13 protein-coding genes are annotated in these 14,411 nt (G+C 72.5%); 9 read left to right on the forward strand and 4 right to left on the reverse strand.

Going from position 1 to position 14,411, the window contains the following annotated elements; genetic code table 11:
* Positions 1 to 22: 22 nt before the first annotated feature.
* Together C468_RS10870 and folP are read right to left on the reverse strand one after the other, a co-directional pair.
* Entirely contained in the window at positions 23 to 1,459 is a 1,437-nt protein-coding gene (locus C468_RS10870) for a DHH family phosphoesterase (protein WP_008848938.1), read from the reverse strand.
* 36 nt (positions 1,460 to 1,495) lie between these two features.
* On the reverse strand, positions 1,496 to 4,141 hold the full coding sequence (gene folP, locus C468_RS10875; protein ID WP_008848939.1) for a dihydropteroate synthase: 2,646 nt from the start codon (positions 4,139 to 4,141) through the stop codon (positions 1,496 to 1,498).
* 129 nt (positions 4,142 to 4,270) lie between these two features.
* Here folP and C468_RS10880 point away from each other — a divergent pair, with 129 nt between their 5' ends.
* The 3 genes from C468_RS10880 to C468_RS18650 all read left to right on the forward strand — a co-directional run bounded on the left by C468_RS10880 (position 4,271) and on the right by C468_RS18650 (position 6,309).
* The gene (locus C468_RS10880; protein WP_008848940.1) at positions 4,271 to 5,338 is read left to right on the forward strand and encodes an ABC transporter ATP-binding protein; all 1,068 of its coding nucleotides are present in this window, start codon (positions 4,271 to 4,273) and stop codon (positions 5,336 to 5,338) included.
* The gene (locus C468_RS10885) at positions 5,335 to 6,090 is read left to right on the forward strand and encodes an ABC transporter permease (RefSeq protein WP_008848941.1); all 756 of its coding nucleotides are present in this window, start codon (positions 5,335 to 5,337) and stop codon (positions 6,088 to 6,090) included. The genes C468_RS10880 and C468_RS10885 overlap by 4 nt, the downstream gene beginning before the upstream one ends.
* Before the next feature lie 81 nt (positions 6,091 to 6,171).
* On the forward strand, positions 6,172 to 6,309 hold the full coding sequence (locus tag C468_RS18650) for a DUF7560 family zinc ribbon protein (protein ID WP_152422909.1): 138 nt from the start codon (positions 6,172 to 6,174) through the stop codon (positions 6,307 to 6,309).
* Between the two features lie 304 nt (positions 6,310 to 6,613).
* On the opposite strand, the gene ilvA is transcribed toward C468_RS18650, so the two are convergent.
* Together ilvA and C468_RS10895 are read right to left on the reverse strand one after the other, a co-directional pair.
* A complete protein-coding gene (gene ilvA / locus C468_RS10890; protein WP_008848942.1) occupies positions 6,614 to 7,825 on the reverse strand; it encodes a threonine ammonia-lyase in 1,212 nt (403 codons plus the stop codon).
* Between the two features lie 220 nt (positions 7,826 to 8,045).
* Positions 8,046 to 8,501 (reverse strand): gamma-glutamylcyclotransferase family protein, encoded by a 456-nt coding sequence (locus tag C468_RS10895; RefSeq protein ID WP_008848943.1) that lies wholly within the window; start codon positions 8,499 to 8,501, stop codon positions 8,046 to 8,048.
* 142 nt (positions 8,502 to 8,643) lie between these two features.
* Between C468_RS10895 and C468_RS10900 the strand changes: the two genes are divergently transcribed.
* The 6 genes from C468_RS10900 to C468_RS10925 all read left to right on the forward strand — a co-directional run bounded on the left by C468_RS10900 (position 8,644) and on the right by C468_RS10925 (position 14,399).
* Positions 8,644 to 10,050, forward strand: coding sequence for an MATE family efflux transporter (locus tag C468_RS10900; RefSeq protein WP_008848944.1), 1,407 nt, complete (start codon positions 8,644 to 8,646; stop codon positions 10,048 to 10,050).
* A gap of 102 nt (positions 10,051 to 10,152) precedes the next feature.
* On the forward strand, positions 10,153 to 11,661 hold the full coding sequence (locus C468_RS10905) for a stage II sporulation protein M (RefSeq protein WP_008848945.1): 1,509 nt from the start codon (positions 10,153 to 10,155) through the stop codon (positions 11,659 to 11,661).
* Between the two features lie 96 nt (positions 11,662 to 11,757).
* Positions 11,758 to 12,282 (forward strand): Hsp20/alpha crystallin family protein, encoded by a 525-nt coding sequence (locus tag C468_RS10910; protein ID WP_008848946.1) that lies wholly within the window; start codon positions 11,758 to 11,760, stop codon positions 12,280 to 12,282.
* A 123-nt stretch (positions 12,283 to 12,405) separates the two neighbouring features.
* The gene (locus tag C468_RS10915) at positions 12,406 to 12,819 is read left to right on the forward strand and encodes an Hsp20/alpha crystallin family protein (RefSeq protein WP_008848947.1); all 414 of its coding nucleotides are present in this window, start codon (positions 12,406 to 12,408) and stop codon (positions 12,817 to 12,819) included.
* A 60-nt stretch (positions 12,820 to 12,879) separates the two neighbouring features.
* Positions 12,880 to 13,512 (forward strand): protein-L-isoaspartate(D-aspartate) O-methyltransferase, encoded by a 633-nt coding sequence (locus C468_RS10920; protein WP_008848948.1) that lies wholly within the window; start codon positions 12,880 to 12,882, stop codon positions 13,510 to 13,512.
* An 86-nt stretch (positions 13,513 to 13,598) separates the two neighbouring features.
* Complete coding sequence (locus C468_RS10925; protein WP_008848949.1) at positions 13,599 to 14,399, forward strand: protein-L-isoaspartate O-methyltransferase family protein; 801 nt, start codon at positions 13,599 to 13,601, stop codon at positions 14,397 to 14,399.
* The last annotated feature ends 12 nt before the right edge of the window (positions 14,400 to 14,411 follow it).

A 14,411-nucleotide genomic window follows, 5' to 3' on the forward strand; every position in this document is an offset into this window, starting at 1 on the left:
TCGGCTCCCGTCGCCGCCGTCCTCAGTCCGTCGGGAACTCCGGGAGCGCCCCCGACGGCGGCGAGGGCGCGTCGTCGAGCGCCTCGAAGAAGCGCCCGGCGACGAACGTCTCGACGACGTCTTCGAGCGACTCCTCGTCCGTCACTTCTTGGAGGATGCCGAGCGAGACCTGCGCGCCGGCCATGGTCGCGTGGCCGCCGGCGGAGCCGACCGTGTCGAGCGCGTCGCGGAGCAGTTCGCCCACGTCGAGGTCGGCGCCCCGGGCGCGGGCGGAGCCGTAGATCACTCCGTCCATGTAGCCGAACACGAACGTCACCGCGATCCCGTCCAGATCGAGGAGGCGCTCGGCGGCCTGCGCGAGGGCGTCGCGGTCGCCGATCTCGCCGACGCAGGAGGCGACGGTCGAGCCGCGCACGTCCCGCCCCTCGATTGCGCGAGCGAGCACGCGGAGCGTCTCCGGGCTCACGCTCGGGCTCTCGACCCGTTCGAGCGTCGACTCGTCGGCGAACGCCGACAGCGACGCGGCCGCCTCGAAGTCCGGGATCGACGTCGACCGCGTGAAATCCTTCGTGTCGATCCGGATCCCGTACAGGAGGGCGGTCGCGAGGTCCCGCTCCGGCTCGATCCCGAGCCGCGAGAGGTACTCCTCAATCAGCGTGCTCGTCGCGCCGGCGTCCGGTCGGATGTCGACGAACTCGCCGGCGACGGGCCCCCGCGGGGGATGGTGGTCGACGACGATGTCGACCGGGTGTCCCTCGGGGAGGCTGTCGTTGATCCCGGCGCGCGAGTGGTCGACGAGGGCGACCCCGTCGTAGTCGTCGAGGTCGGTCCCGTCGAAGGTCCGCAGCGAGAGGTCGAGTAAGTTCACCATCGCGCGGTTCTCCTGATGGGCGATCTCCCCGCCGTAACAGGCGTCCGCGGGGACGCCGATCGACTCGGCGACTCGAACCAGTCCGAGGGCGCTCGCGATGGCGTCCGGGTCGGGGTTGTCGTGCGCGACGACCAGCAGCGGGCCGGAGAGGTTCCGGAGCGTTTTCAGCAGCCGGACCGGCTCCTCGTGGGCGTCGACGCCGGTCGCCTCGCGGACCCGGGAGACGATGGCCTCGACCGGGTCGACGACGCGGTCGGCGACCGCCCGCACCGCGTCCTGTTGGGCCGCGGTCGGGTTCGTGCCGACGTGCGCGACGATCATCGCGTCGGGATAGCGTTCCCTCGCGGCCTCCGCGGCGGCGACGTTCCGCGCCGGGTCGTCGCTCGCGACCAGCACGACCGCGGCGCTGTCGGGGTACGTCGCGGGGTCGGTCGGGTCGGCCTCCACGGTGGCGACGTTGCGGTCGCGCAGGGTGGAGGCCCACCCCGTGTCGTCGGTGATCGCGACGAGTTCGCCGCGCGCCTCGCGGGTCCGCTCGACGAGCGTGTTCCCGACCGCGCTACAGCCGAGCAGCAGACGCCGGGCCATACCGACGCGAGGGAGCCGCGACGCAAAACGCTGCCGTCATTCGCCGGGGGCGTTCCCCTCGGAGTCGGCGTCGGGTCGTCGCGCTCCGCGCAGAGACCCGTTCACCGCGGCGGCGACGTCGACGGCGGCTCGGTTCTCCGCCACGTCGTGGACTCGGACGATGTCGGCGCCGCGGTCGGCGGCGAGCGCGGTCGCGGCGACGGTGGCGTGCTCGCGGTCGTCCGGGTCGCGGTCGACCGCCTCGAACATCGATTTGTGCGAGTGGCCGATGAGGACCGGGCAGTCGAGCGCCGCGAACTCACCGACGCGGTCGATCAGCTCGAACGCCTCCGCGGCCGACTTGTCGAAGCCGAGCCCGGGGTCGACGATCACCTTCTTGCGGTCGATGCCGGCGGTCTCGGCCAGCGCGAGCCGCTCGCGGAGCGCCGCGATCACGTCGTCGACGGCGTCGTCGTACTCGGGGTCGTTCGTCGGGTCGACGGGCGCGTCGAGGCTGTGCATCACCACGACCGGACAGTCGGCGTCGGCGACGACCTCGCGCATCTCCGGGTCCGCCAGGCCGGTCACGTCGTTGATGATGTCCGCGCCGGCGTCGAGGGCGGCCGCCGCGACCGCCGGCTTCCGCGTGTCGACGGAGACCAGTACGTCGCCGTCGGCGACCGCCGGCACCGACCGGATCGCTTCGAGCGTCGGGACCACGCGGTCGATCTCCTCGTCCACCGGTACGGGCTCGGCCCCCGGCCGGGTCGACTCGCCGCCGACGTCCACGATGTCGACGCCCGCCTCGACCATCCGCTCGACGCCCGCGACCGCGTCGTCGAGCCCGGCGTGTCGCCCCCCGTCGTGGAAGGAGTCCGGCGTGACGTTGAGGACGCCCATGACGGCGGTGCCGTCGATCCAGGGGTAGCCGTCGTCGGGGCCGGAGCCGGCGACGCCTCGCGAGTTCCCGTCGATACCGAGCCGGTCCGCGACGTCGGCCGCGATCCCCGCGAACTCCTCGCTCTCGCGACCCGCCTCGCGGAGCCGACCGAGCAGCTCGCGGTACTCTTCGACCGTCCCCGCGAGCGTGACGGGGACGCGCTCGCCGCCCGGGACGCGGCCGGCTCCGGCGCCGAGCCCACCGACCGCGGCGTCGCCGCCGACCTCGCGGAGGGCGGCGGCGATCCGCTCCGCGCGGTCGCCGCGGAGCCGGAGGGAGAGGACGCGGTGGTCGATGCGGTCGGCGCGGGCTGCGTCCGGTGGGGCCCCGCCGACCTCGAGCGCGCGGGCCGCGTCCGCGGCGGGGTCGCTCCCCCCGACCGACCGCGGCGTCACGGTCCGCATGCGCGCCGCGCGCGCCTCGGCGACCGCGAACAGCGACCCGACGAGCAGCACGCAGTCGTCGGGGTCGGCGCGCTCGACCGCGGCGTCGAGGGCGGCGGCCACGTCGCCGCCGGCGGTCACCTCGTCGACGCCCGCCGTCCGCAGGGCGGCGGCCAGCACCTCGGGGTCCTCCGCGCGGTCGAGGTCCGGGCGACAGGTGATCGCCGAGGCGGCCGCGGGGAGCGCGCTCGCGGCGCTCGCGTGGTCCTTGTCGTGCATCGCGCCGTACACGAGCTGAAGGTCGTCGTAGTCGTACTCGTCGAGGGTCCCCGCCAGGGTCCGGCAGGCCGCCGGGTTGTGCGCGCCGTCGAGCACCGTCAGCGGGGCCGTGTCGACCACCTCGAACCGCCCGGGCCACGTCGCTCGGGCGAGGCCGTCGCGGACCGCCGCGTCGGGGAGGGCGTCGCCGGCCCCCTCGGCGCCCCCGTCTCCGAGGGCGGCCGCGGTGCGGCGAGCGAGCGCGACCGCGATTCCCGCGTTCGTCGCCTGGTGGTCGCCGACCAGCGGGATCCGGTACGTCCCGTCGACCTCGCCGGCCAGCGTCACCTCGGAGTCGGTCGGGCTCACGCGGCCCTCGTACGCGACGGAGAGGGCGGGCTCGGCGTCGCCGTCGGCTGCGTCGTCCGCGTCCCCCTCCGGGTGCCCGTCTCGCCGGGCCCCCGCTACGGTCGCGACCGGGGCGCCGGCGTCGTCGGCGACCTCGCGGACGACCGACAGCGCCTCGCCCTCGCAGGCGGTGACGAGGGGCGCGCCCGCGTTCGCGATCCGAGACTTGGTGCGGGCGATCTCCGCGATCGTGTCGCCGAGGACCGCGGTGTGTTCGAGCGAGACGTTCGTGACCGCGGTCGCGACGGGGTCGACCGCGCTGGTGGCGTCGTACTCGCCGCCGAGCCCGACCTCCAAGACCGCCACGTCGACCTCGCGGCGCGCGAAGTCGTGGATCGCCATCGCCGTGACGACCTCGAAGAAGGTGAGGGGCTCGCCGGCCGCGGCGCGCTCGACGAGCCACGGCTTCGCCTCCTCGACGAACTCGGCGATCGCGTCCTCGGTCATCGCGATTCCGTCGACCCGGACCCGCTCGGCGAGCGCGGAGAGGTGCGGCGAGGTGTAGAGGCCGACGGAGAACCCGGCCTCGCGCAGGATCGACTCGGTCATGCGCACCGTGCTTCCCTTCCCGTTCGAGCCCGCGACCTGCACGAACGGCACGTCCTCCTCGGGGTTCCCGAGCCGGTCGAGCAGGGCCGCCACGCGCTCGGTCCCCGGCTTCACCGAGAAACGGCGGAGGTCGAAGAGGAACGCCGCCGCCTCGTGGTAGTGCATACGCCGTGGGTCGGCTCGCCGTCGCTTAGGCGTAACGGACCGGGACCGGTATCCTCCCTCCCGTCGACTTTCCTCTCCCGGCCGACCGGAAGAGCAACCCTTACGCGCGCGGGACCCCGACTCGTTCGCATGAACGAGACTGCGGCCGCGTCGGCGTCCGCGGCCGAAGGCAGGGACCGCGACGCCGCGGACGGCGCCGGCTCCGACCCGGTCGTCGTCGGCGAGGGCGTCCGCAAGTCGTACGGCGAGGTCGTCGCGCTCGACGGCGTCGAGATCCGCGTCGAGCCCGGCGAGGTGTTCGGGCTGATCGGTCCCAACGGCGCTGGGAAGACGACGCTCGTGCGCGCGCTGACGGGTACGACCGAGGCCGAGGGCGACCTGCGGGTGTTCGGGGTGCCGCCGCGCGAGGTCGACCCGCAGCGGATCGGGCTGCTCCCGCAGTCGTTCGACCCGCCGGAGCGGCTCACGGCGACCGAGCTGGTCGACTACTACGGCGGGCTGTACGACGCGGCCCGCGACACCGAGCCCGTCCTCCGGGACGTGGGGATGGCCGACGACGCCGACGCGTGGTACGAGACGCTCTCGGGCGGGCAGAAGCGCCGGACCTGCGTCGCCACCGCGATCGTCAACGACCCCGACCTCCTCTTCCTCGACGAGCCGACCACGGGGATCGACCCGGCCGGGCGGCGGTCGATCCACCGGCTGATCGAGCGGCTGGCGGACGGCGGCACGACGGTCTTCCTCACGAGCCACGCGATGGACGAGGTCGAGCGGCTCGCCGACCGCGTCGCGCTCCTCAGAGAGGGCGCGGTCGTCGCGGTCGGCGCCCCCGAGGCGCTGATCGCCGCGCACGGCGGCGAGCCGCGGTTGGAGGTCGCGCTCGACGGCCCCGCCGAGGAGGCCGACACCGAGGCGGTCCGGGGGGCGCTTCGCGACGCGCTCTCGGACCGAGCCGCGGGAGCGGGGCCGGACGCGCCCGCCGTCGAGTCCACCCGCGGGGGCCTCCGGATCGTGGGCGTCCGGCCCGAGGGGATCGGGAACGCCGTCGACGCGCTGGACGCGGCCGGGGTCGCCTTCGAGTCGCTCGCGTGGTCCGAGCCCTCGCTCGAGGACGTGTACCTCCGGCTCACCGGCGAGGAGTACTCGCCGCGGTCGGGCGAGGTCGGCGAGGCGGACCCCGACGGGGGCGACCGATGAGCCGCTTCGGGCGGATCGCGACCGAGGCGAGCGCGGCGGCGCGGTCGTTCCTCCGGCGGCGGACGGCGGTGTTCTTCACCTTCTTTTTCCCCGTGATCCTCGTGATGATCTTCGGCGCGCTGGTCCAGACGCAGCCGACCGGCGGCGGGCTGTTCGCGGAGCCCGCCGGCTACTACATCCCCGGCTACCTCGCGGTCGTCGTGCTGTTCACGCCGCTGTCGCGCGTCGGCTCCGAGATCGCTCGCCACCGCGACGGGGGGCGGTTCGAGAAGCTTGCGACGACGCCGCTCTCGCGGAGCGAGTGGCTGCTCGCGCACACGCTGGTCAACGTCGCGATCATCGGCGCGGCGAGCCTCCTCATCCTCGGGCTCGTGCTGGCCGTGACCGACGCGGAGCCGGTCGTCTCGCCCGCGCTGGCGGCGTTGCCCGTCTTCGTCGCCGTCGGCGTCGCGCTCTTCTGCGGGCTCGGGGCGCTGCTCGGCGCACTCGCCGACTCGCAGGACGGCGTGATCGCCGCGAGCAACACGATCGCGCTCCCCCTCCTCTTCCTCTCCGAGACGTTCGTCTCGCCCGACCTGCTGCCGGAGTGGTTCCTGCCGGCGGTCGCGGCCTCGCCGCTGACGTACTTCGCCCGCGGGACGCGAGCGATCATCTACGAGCCGGGCCCGTGGCTCGGGGACCTGGCGGTGCTCTCGGTCCTCGCCCTCGCGTTGCTCGCGCTGGGCGCGTACGCGGTCCCGCGGACGGAGTAAGCGACGGGACGGCGGGGAAAGGGCCCGGAAGCCGGTCATTTATACCGCCCGCCGCCGTTCCCGACAACGAGGGGGAAAGCGTTGCTCACCGTCCAATTCACCTGCCCCGACTGCATGCAGACCATCGAGGTTAACGACGAGATGCGGGAGACGATCCTCGACACCGGCTGTCCGGTCTGTACGACCGCGGCCAGCGAGGACGACTTCGACGCCGAGTAGCGGATTTCGGGTCGAGAGGTTAGAGTGTTTGGCTGTTTATAAGGGACCGACGACGCTGCGGTGATCACTTCCAGAGCCCCTCTGAGTCCCACCCGACCGCACACCGCCTCACGCCTCCCCAGCCTCGTCGCCGGACTACGTCCGGCTGCAAGCGAGAGCTTCGCTCTCGCCCTGTCAGTCGCCCGGAGCGAAGCGACGGGCGACCGACTCCAGCGAGAGCCCTCCGGTCCCTCCCTACTCGCGCACTGCGGGCGCTCGGAGACGCGCGCCACCGCAGAGTCTATTTATAAGTATTCGTCCGCGATCACGAGAGCACCTCGACCTCGTACCCCTCGGCTTCGAGGGCGTCGACGATGTCGGCGGCGTGTTCGGCGTCGTCGGTCTCCAGTTCGAGTTCGAGCTCCGCGGCGTTGACGGCCACGTCCCGCGAGGTGCGGTCGTGGTGGACCGCGTACACGTTCGCGCCGGTGCGGGCGACGATGCTGGAGACGCGCTCTAACTCGCCGGGCCGGTCCTTCAGGTCGATCGTGATCTTGAGGTACCGGCCCATCTGGACCAGTCCGCGGCGGATCACGGTGCCGAGGCGGTTGAGGTCGATGTTGCCGCCGCAGAGCGCGGCCACGATCGTCTCGTCGTCCTCGTACTCGAACGCCTCCGAGAGGACGGCCGCGAGCGCGACCGCGCCGGCGCCCTCGACGAGCGTCTTCGCGCGCTCCAGGAGGAGCGTGAGCGCCAGGGCGATCTCGCGGTCGTCGACCGTGACGACCTCGTCGACGTACGCCGACATCACCTCGAGGGTCTGTTCGCCGACCGATCGGGTGGCGATCCCGTCGGCGATCGTGTCGACGCTGTCGATCTCGTGGACCTCCCCCTTTTTCAGCGACTCGCCGGCGGAGGCCGCGCCCTCGGCCTGCACGCCGACGACGCGCACGTCCGGGAGCTGCTCTTTGATCGCGACCGCCACGCCCGAGATGAGCCCGCCGCCGCCGATCGGGACGACGACCGTGTCGAGGTCGGGGCAGTCGTCGACGATCTCCAGGCCGAGCGTCCCCTGCCCGGCCATCACCACGGGGTCGTCGAACGCGTGGACGTACGTCCGGTCCTCCCTGCGCTCGAGCTCGTGGGCGTACGCCTGCGCCTCGTCGTAGTCGACGCCCTCCAACCGGACGCTGGCGCCGTACCCGCGAGTGGCCTTCACCTTCGAGACGGGGGCGAACCGCGGCATCACGACCGTGGCGTCGACGCCGGCGCGGTCGGCCGCGAGCGCGACCCCCTGCGCGTGGTTGCCCGCGCTCGCGGTGACCACGCCGGCCTCGCGCTCCGCCTCGGAGAGCGTGGCGATCCGGTTCATCGCCCCGCGGATCTTGAACGCGCCGGTGCGCTGGAAGTTCTCCAGCTTGAGGTGGAGGTCGGCGCCGCTCATCTCGGAGAAGCTCCGCGACCGCTCTAAGGGCGTGTGCCGGGCCACGTCGCCGACGCGCTCGCGCGCCTCGCGTACGTCGGAGAGGGTTATCATACACCGGTTTCGCCGCGCCGGCCGCTAATCGGTTCCGGTCCGTTCCGTCGCGGCTCGCCGGTGAACGGAGCGAGCCGAGACCGAGCCGCGGGCTCGCCGTCTGTGAAAGGGGGAATGCACGCGTGTGACGTGCAAGTGGAACGAGACGTGCCGAATACAAAAAGGTGGGGCTAGCGGAGTGAAAGTGAAACCGCACGACTGCGACGCCGTCATCTCTCCGTCAGACGGGATCTCCGGGGGTCAGGCGGACCCGGACGGCTTCCCGTTCGAGGTAGCGGTCGACCCGATCGGCGAACCCGCTATCGTCGCCGGCGCGGTCTCCCACGGAACCGTCGCGCTCGCTCCCGTCACCGCCCGGCCACGTCGCGTCCGCGCCGAGCCGGTCGGGGTCGCCGACGTACACCGCCGCCTCGTCCGGGTGGCCCTCGGGCGCGTCGAGCGGGACCGCAACCCGCCGGTACAGGCCCGCGTCGACGCCCTCGTACTCGTCGAGGGCGTCCATCTCCTCGGTCCGGAGGAGCCGCCCGCCGGTCTCGCCGCCCGGCACGAGCGTCGGGTACCGCCCCTCGACGAGGTGGAGCCCGGACAGCGTCGCCGGCCCGACGTACACGTACGAGTCGAGCACCTCGGCGACTCGGTCCGGTTCGGTCAGGGTACCGTACACGAAGACGTCCATGTCCGTGTGTATGTGTATTGTTCGCACGTTTCAACGTTCGGGCCGGCGGACGACACTCGCCTCCCTCCCGACGCGGGTCACATCCGGCGGGACCCGCTGACTCCGATACGGTGAAAGCCCGCCCGCCCCTCCGCGGTGATACATGGACCTCGCGCGGTTGCGGCGCGTCTGGACGCGAGTGTTCTCGCTCGCGTGGCCGGTCATGGCCGAACAGACGTTCCGCACCGCGATGCGGACGACCGACATCCTCGTCACCGCGCTCTTCTCGCCGGCGGCCGTGGTCGCGATCGGCCTCGCCGACCTCTACGCCCGCTTCCCGCTCCGGTTCGGGCTCGGACTCGGAGGCGGCGCGATAGCCCTCTCCTCGCAGGACACCGGCGCGGGCGCGACCGACACGCGCGACGAGGCGGTGACGCAGGCGATCCTGGTCGGCGCGCTCGCGGGGATCCCGTTCGTGCTCTTCGGCCTCTTCTTCGGCGAGTACGCGATCGACGTCTTCGGGCGGCTCGTCGGCGAACGGACCGCTCCGGACGTCGTCGCGCTCGGGTCGACGTACCTCGCGATCGTCTTCGCGACCGCTCCCGCACGCCACGTCGCGCTGGTCGCCGCCCGCGCGCTCCAGGGGACCGGCGACACCCGGACGCCGATGTACGTCAACGTCGCCGCCAACTCCGTCAACATCGCGGGCTCGGTCCTCCTCGGGCTCGGCCTCTTCGGGCTCCCGCGGCTGGAGGTCGTCGGGGTCGGCCTCGCGACCGCGGGCGCCAACGTCCTCACCGCCGGACTCCTCTGTCTCGCGATCTGGGGCCCGTGGACCGAGGCCTCGTTCGCGCGCCCCCGCGACCCCACGATCGCGAGGCAGCTGCTCCGGGTGAGCGCCCCTCGCGTGCTCGAAGGGTTCGGCGCCGAGATCGCCGAGTTCCCGTTCAACGCGCTGCTTTTAGGCTTCGGCGAGTCGGTCAACGCCGGGTTCCAGATCGGGCGGCGGGTGTACCAGCAGGTGACCGGCCCGCTCTCGCGCGGGTACAACGTCGCGGCCTCGGTGCTGGTCGGCCAGTCGCTCGGCGCCGGCGACCCCGACGAGGCGCGGTTCAACGGGTGGGCCGTCGCCGGACTGGGCGTGCTCACGGTCGGGGCGATCGGGATCGCCCTGGTCGCGCTCGCGCCCCGGCTGGTGCCGGTGTTCACCGACGACGCCCCCACCGTCGCGTACGCCGTCGACTTCGCTCGGGTCTACGGCCTCGCCGGCGGCGCGCTTGTCTGCTTCTCCGCGCTCTCCGGGGCGCTGCAGGGGGCCAGCGAGACCCGGATCCCGCTCGTCGCCCGCGTCTCCGGGATGTTCGTCTTCTTCCTCGGGGTGTCGTGGCTGCTCGGGCGGACGGCCGGTTTCGGTCCGCAGGGGGCCTACGTCGGCGTGTTCCTCGCGTACGCGTGGATGGCGCTCGTCGTCGCCGCCGGCTTCCGCTACTCGGGGTGGGCCGACCGCGCCGCGGGGATGATGGCCGAGCGCGGGATCGACGACGCAGCCGACGACCCGACCCTTCGGTGACCCGCGGTCAGGCGGTCCGGCGACGGACGGCAGGTCGGACCGCGTCTCGGAGTGACGCCTCGCCACTCGGCTTTTAAGTATCAGACCGCCGAAACGCTTCGCATGGACCTCTCATCCGCCGTCTCCCTCACCGCGTCGACCCTCCGACGGCGCCCCGCCGACCTACTCCCGTTTTACCTCCTCGGCACGGCCGTCCCCGTCATCGCTCGGATGGGCCTCTTCGTCGCGCTCGCCGGGACGTACCTCCACTACGAGCTGACCGGTCGGCTCGCCGATGCGCGCCGCGCGCTCGCCGACCTCGACCTGACGCCGCCCGGCACGCAGGACCCCGAGGCAGTCCAAGCGTGGGCCGAGACCGTCGGGCCCGCGCTCGAACCGCTCGCGTCGCCGACCGCGGTCCTGCTCGTGACCGCCGGGACGGCCGCGACGGTCGTCTTAGCCCTCCTGACGTACGCCGCGGTCTCCGCCGGTCAGATGTCGGCCGTCGCCGGTCGGGTCCGCGGCGGCCGCGGGCTGACCGCCGGGATCGCCGGCGTTCGGGAGCGTTGGCTCACGTTCCTCGGCCTCTACGTCGCCGAGTTCCTGCTGTGGGTCGGGGTGTCGCTCCTCGCAGCGCTCGCGGTGGGCGGCGCGTTCCTCGTCAACCCCTTCCTCGGCGCCGCGGTCGCGCTCTTCGCACTGCTCGTCGGGCTCGTCGTCCTGCTCCTCGTCCGCGCGGTGTTCGCCTTCGCGCCGGCCGCGGTCGTCGTCGACGAGACCGGCGTGGTCGGCGCTCTCGAGGGGGCCGGCGGATTCATCCGGTCGAACCCCGTCGACGCGCTCGCGTACCTCGTCGTCGCCGTCGGCGTGCTCGTGGCGATCTCCTCGGCCGCGTCAGCGCTCGCCTTCCTCGGCGGCGGGGCCGTCGTCGCACTCGCCAGCGCGGTCGTCGCCGCACCCGCGCTCGACCTGCTCAAGACCGCCCTGTACGGCGACTTCCGCGGCGCGGTCGCGCCCGTCGAACCGGTCGAGGTCCGGCTCCGCGACCAGTTCCTTGGGGGCGTCCGCCGCGGCTGGCGGGAGCTGACCGCGTTCGTTCGCCGAACGCCGGGGCTCCACGCCGTCGCCGTCCTCGTCGGCGTCGGGTTCGGTGCCGTCGGCTGGCTCGCCGCCGACCCCTTCGTCGGCGCGGTCACCACCTCGATCGAGGGGCGGTTGGTCGGCCACCTCCCGCCGACGGCCGCGCTCAACTTCTTCGGGAACAACTGGTCCGTCGCGATGGCGACCTCGTTCGCCGGCGTCGCACTCGTGGTCCCAGCCCTCTCTTCGATCGCGTTCAACGGGGTCGCGCTCGGCGCCACCGCGGCGTTAGAGGAGAACCTCGCTGCGCTCCTCGCGTTCGTCGCCCCTCACGGGATCCTCGAAATCCCCGCGCTGTTCATCTCCGGGGCGCTCGGCATCCATCTCGGGATCGTCTCCTGGCGCGCGTTCCGCGGCGGCCTGTCGCGCGACGCGTTCGCCGACGCGCTCGAAAACGCGTTCTGGGTGCTGATGGGGATCGGCCTGCTGATCGCGGTCGCCGCAGCTATCGAGGGGTTCGTGAGCCCGTACTACTGGCGGCCGTTCCTCTAGGCGCCGGCCGCCTCGCGGTCCGCATCGCTCGCGTTCCCCCCGCTCACCGACTGCCGGCCGTACGTTCAAGTCGCTCCGGCTCGAATCCTGACCTGTATGACGCGACGAGATCCCTTCACTGAGATAGAGGACCTGCTCGAACGGATGGGAGAGGAGTTCGAGGAGCTCGGCGGTACGCTCGACTCGCCGGGCCCCGGCGTCCCCGGATTCCCGGGCGCTCGCGACGTCGACGTCGACGTTATCGAGGACGACGAGTCGATCACCGTGCTCGCCGACCTCCCCGGCTTCGACGCCGACGAAATCGAACTGGAGCTTCGCGACGAGACACTCTCGATCGCGGCCACTCGCGAGGAGACGCGGGACGTGGAGGCGGCCGTCGACGAGAGCGACGCGGGTGCGGACGACGGCGGCGACGAGGCCGACCCCGACGACACGGGCGAGACGGACGTTCGCTACCACCGCCACGAGCGCCGACATCGCGCGGTGTCGCGCCGGATCCCGATCCCCGAGCCCGTCGAACGCGACGGCGCGACCGCCTCGTACGACGACGGCGTCCTCACCGTCACCCTCCCCAAGCGGTCGTCGTCCGATGGCGCCGGCCACAGTATCGACGTGTCGTGACGTCGCCGCCGGAGAGCGGGCGTCACCGCGCCGCCGTCTGAGGCGGCTCGGAGCCCATGACACGAGCTATCAGCTCTCCTGTCGCGTTTAATACCACAGCGGCCCTCCCTCTCTGTGAGTAGTATGAACCGAACTAACCCCTTCGACGAGATCGAGCAGTTCTTCGGCCGCACCCCCTTCGGCGGCGACCGCACGTGGGGGCGTGACCTCCGGACCACCGACATCGACGTGGCCGAGTACGACGACGAGTTCGTCGTGATGGCCGACCTCCCGGGATACGACCGCGAGGACATCGACGTGCGTGCGGCGGACGGACGGCTCACGATCACCGCCGAGCTCGACGCGGAGCACGAGGACGCGGACCGACGATACCTCCGACGCGAGCGGCGCCACGAGTCGATCACCCGGTCCGTCGACCTCCCGGCGGCCGTCCTCGACGAGGACGCGAGCGCGACGTACCGACACGGCGTGCTCACTGTCACTCTCCCGAAGGCCACCGGCGAGACGGACGACAGCCACCGGATCGACGTAGCGTAGACACGACTCCCGTTTTATTCGGCCGACAGCTTCTCCACGCGCCGCGTGTTAGAACGACCCATGGACGACGCCGAGTACGCCGCGGCCCGCCGCGAACTCGTCGACGGGCTCCGCCGTCGGCTGGACGTCGACGAGCGGACGCTCGCGGCGATCGAATCGGTACCGCGGCACGCCTTCGTCCCCGAACGCCACCGGTCGCACGCCTACGCCGACCGGCCGCTTCCGATCGGACACGACCAGACGATCAGCGCGCCGCACATGGTCGCGGTGATGACCGACCTGCTGGACGTCGAGGCCGGCGACAGGGTGTTCGAGGTCGGCACGGGCTGCGGTTACCACGCCGCCGTCGTCGCCGAGATCGTCGGTCCGGGAAACGTCTACAGCGTCGAGTACGTCCCGGAGCTGGCCGACTCGGCCCGCGAGCTGCTCCGGCGGCTCGGCTACGACGTGACCGTTCGCGCCGGCGACGGACGGACGGCGTTCCCCGACGAGCCCCCCTTCGACGCCGCCTACCTGACCTGCGCGCCGGTCGGCGGCGTCCCCGACCAGATCGTCGACCGCGTCCGGACGGGCGGTCGAGTCGTCGCCCCGGTCGGTCAGGTCGGCTCACAGCGGCTCGTTCGCCTGACGGTGGAGGAGGACGGCGTCGACCGCGAGGACCACGGGGGCGTCCGGTTCGTTCCGATGCAGTGAGGACCCGACACAGTGAGGAGTGCCGGAGCGAACACTGGTGCGACGGCGAACGAGCGCTTTTAGAGGACCGAGCACCGAGTTCGACTATGGACGAGGCGTCGATTCGAGCCGACATGATCGAGGGGCTCGAACACCAGATCGGCGAGACGCTCGACGAGCCCGTGCTGGCGGCGCTCCAGCGAGTCTCCCGCGACCCCTTCGTCGACGACGTCTCGACGGGCGGAGGCGCGACCCGCCAAGGGACCGGAAGCGGCGGGAACGGGGACCGGTCGCTCGCCCCGGCGACGGTCGTACGGCTGATCTCCGCGCTCGACGTCGACGAAGGCGACGAGGTGCTCGTCGTGGGCGCGGGCGTCGGCTACTCGGTCGCGCTCCTCGCCGAGATAGCCGGTGCGAGACGCGTCCACGCGGTCGACATCGACCGCGAGGCGGTCGCGGTCGCCCGCTCGAACCTCTCGACGGCCGGATACGACGCCGTCCTCGTCGACCGGCGGGACGGGGCGAACGGGCTCCCGGAGTACGCTCCGTACGATCGGATCCTCCTCGAAGCAGGGGTCGTCGAACCCCCGCGCGCCCTCCGCGAGCAGTTGGCCGAGAGCGGCCGGATCGTCTACCCACGCGGGACGGCGGTCCAGACGATCGCCGCGATAGAACGCGTCTCGGGACGAGACGGGGCTGAGGATGCAGCGGACGACGACGCACCGACCGGGTTCCAGACGGTCGAAACGGCCGGCCCGGCGCGGCTTCAGCCGATGCTCGTCGACGGCGAGCAGCGCGGCGTCGAGCGGAACCGCACGCGCCGCGAGGACGCCGAGCGCGCCGAACAGGGGCACTTCGCGCGTCACGGCTGGGAGCAGGACTGGATCGACTGGGACGACCGGATCTGACTTCCCTGTGAC

It is taken from the genome of Halorubrum kocurii JCM 14978, assembly GCF_000337355.1.
Lineage (GTDB): Archaea > Halobacteriota > Halobacteria > Halobacteriales > Haloferacaceae > Halorubrum > Halorubrum kocurii.

Bases quoted from the DNA above. Each gene is read 5' to 3' on its own strand.
- C468_RS10870 (WP_008848938.1), bottom strand. From the start codon at position 1,459: ATGGCCCGGCGTCTGCTGCTCGGCTGTAGCGCGGTCGGGAACACGCTC.
- folP (WP_008848939.1), bottom strand. From the start codon at position 4,141: ATGCACTACCACGAGGCGGCGGCGTTCCTCTTCGACCTCCGCCGTTTC.
- C468_RS10880 (WP_008848940.1), top strand. From the start codon at position 4,271: ATGAACGAGACTGCGGCCGCGTCGGCGTCCGCGGCCGAAGGCAGGGAC.
- C468_RS10885 (WP_008848941.1), top strand. From the start codon at position 5,335: ATGAGCCGCTTCGGGCGGATCGCGACCGAGGCGAGCGCGGCGGCGCGG.
- ilvA (WP_008848942.1), bottom strand. From the start codon at position 7,825: ATGATAACCCTCTCCGACGTACGCGAGGCGCGCGAGCGCGTCGGCGAC.
- C468_RS10895 (WP_008848943.1), bottom strand. From the start codon at position 8,501: ATGGACGTCTTCGTGTACGGTACCCTGACCGAACCGGACCGAGTCGCC.
- C468_RS10900 (WP_008848944.1), top strand. From the start codon at position 8,644: ATGGACCTCGCGCGGTTGCGGCGCGTCTGGACGCGAGTGTTCTCGCTC.
- C468_RS10905 (WP_008848945.1), top strand. From the start codon at position 10,153: ATGGACCTCTCATCCGCCGTCTCCCTCACCGCGTCGACCCTCCGACGG.
- C468_RS10910 (WP_008848946.1), top strand. From the start codon at position 11,758: ATGACGCGACGAGATCCCTTCACTGAGATAGAGGACCTGCTCGAACGG.
- C468_RS10915 (WP_008848947.1), top strand. From the start codon at position 12,406: ATGAACCGAACTAACCCCTTCGACGAGATCGAGCAGTTCTTCGGCCGC.
- C468_RS10920 (WP_008848948.1), top strand. From the start codon at position 12,880: ATGGACGACGCCGAGTACGCCGCGGCCCGCCGCGAACTCGTCGACGGG.
- C468_RS10925 (WP_008848949.1), top strand. From the start codon at position 13,599: ATGGACGAGGCGTCGATTCGAGCCGACATGATCGAGGGGCTCGAACAC.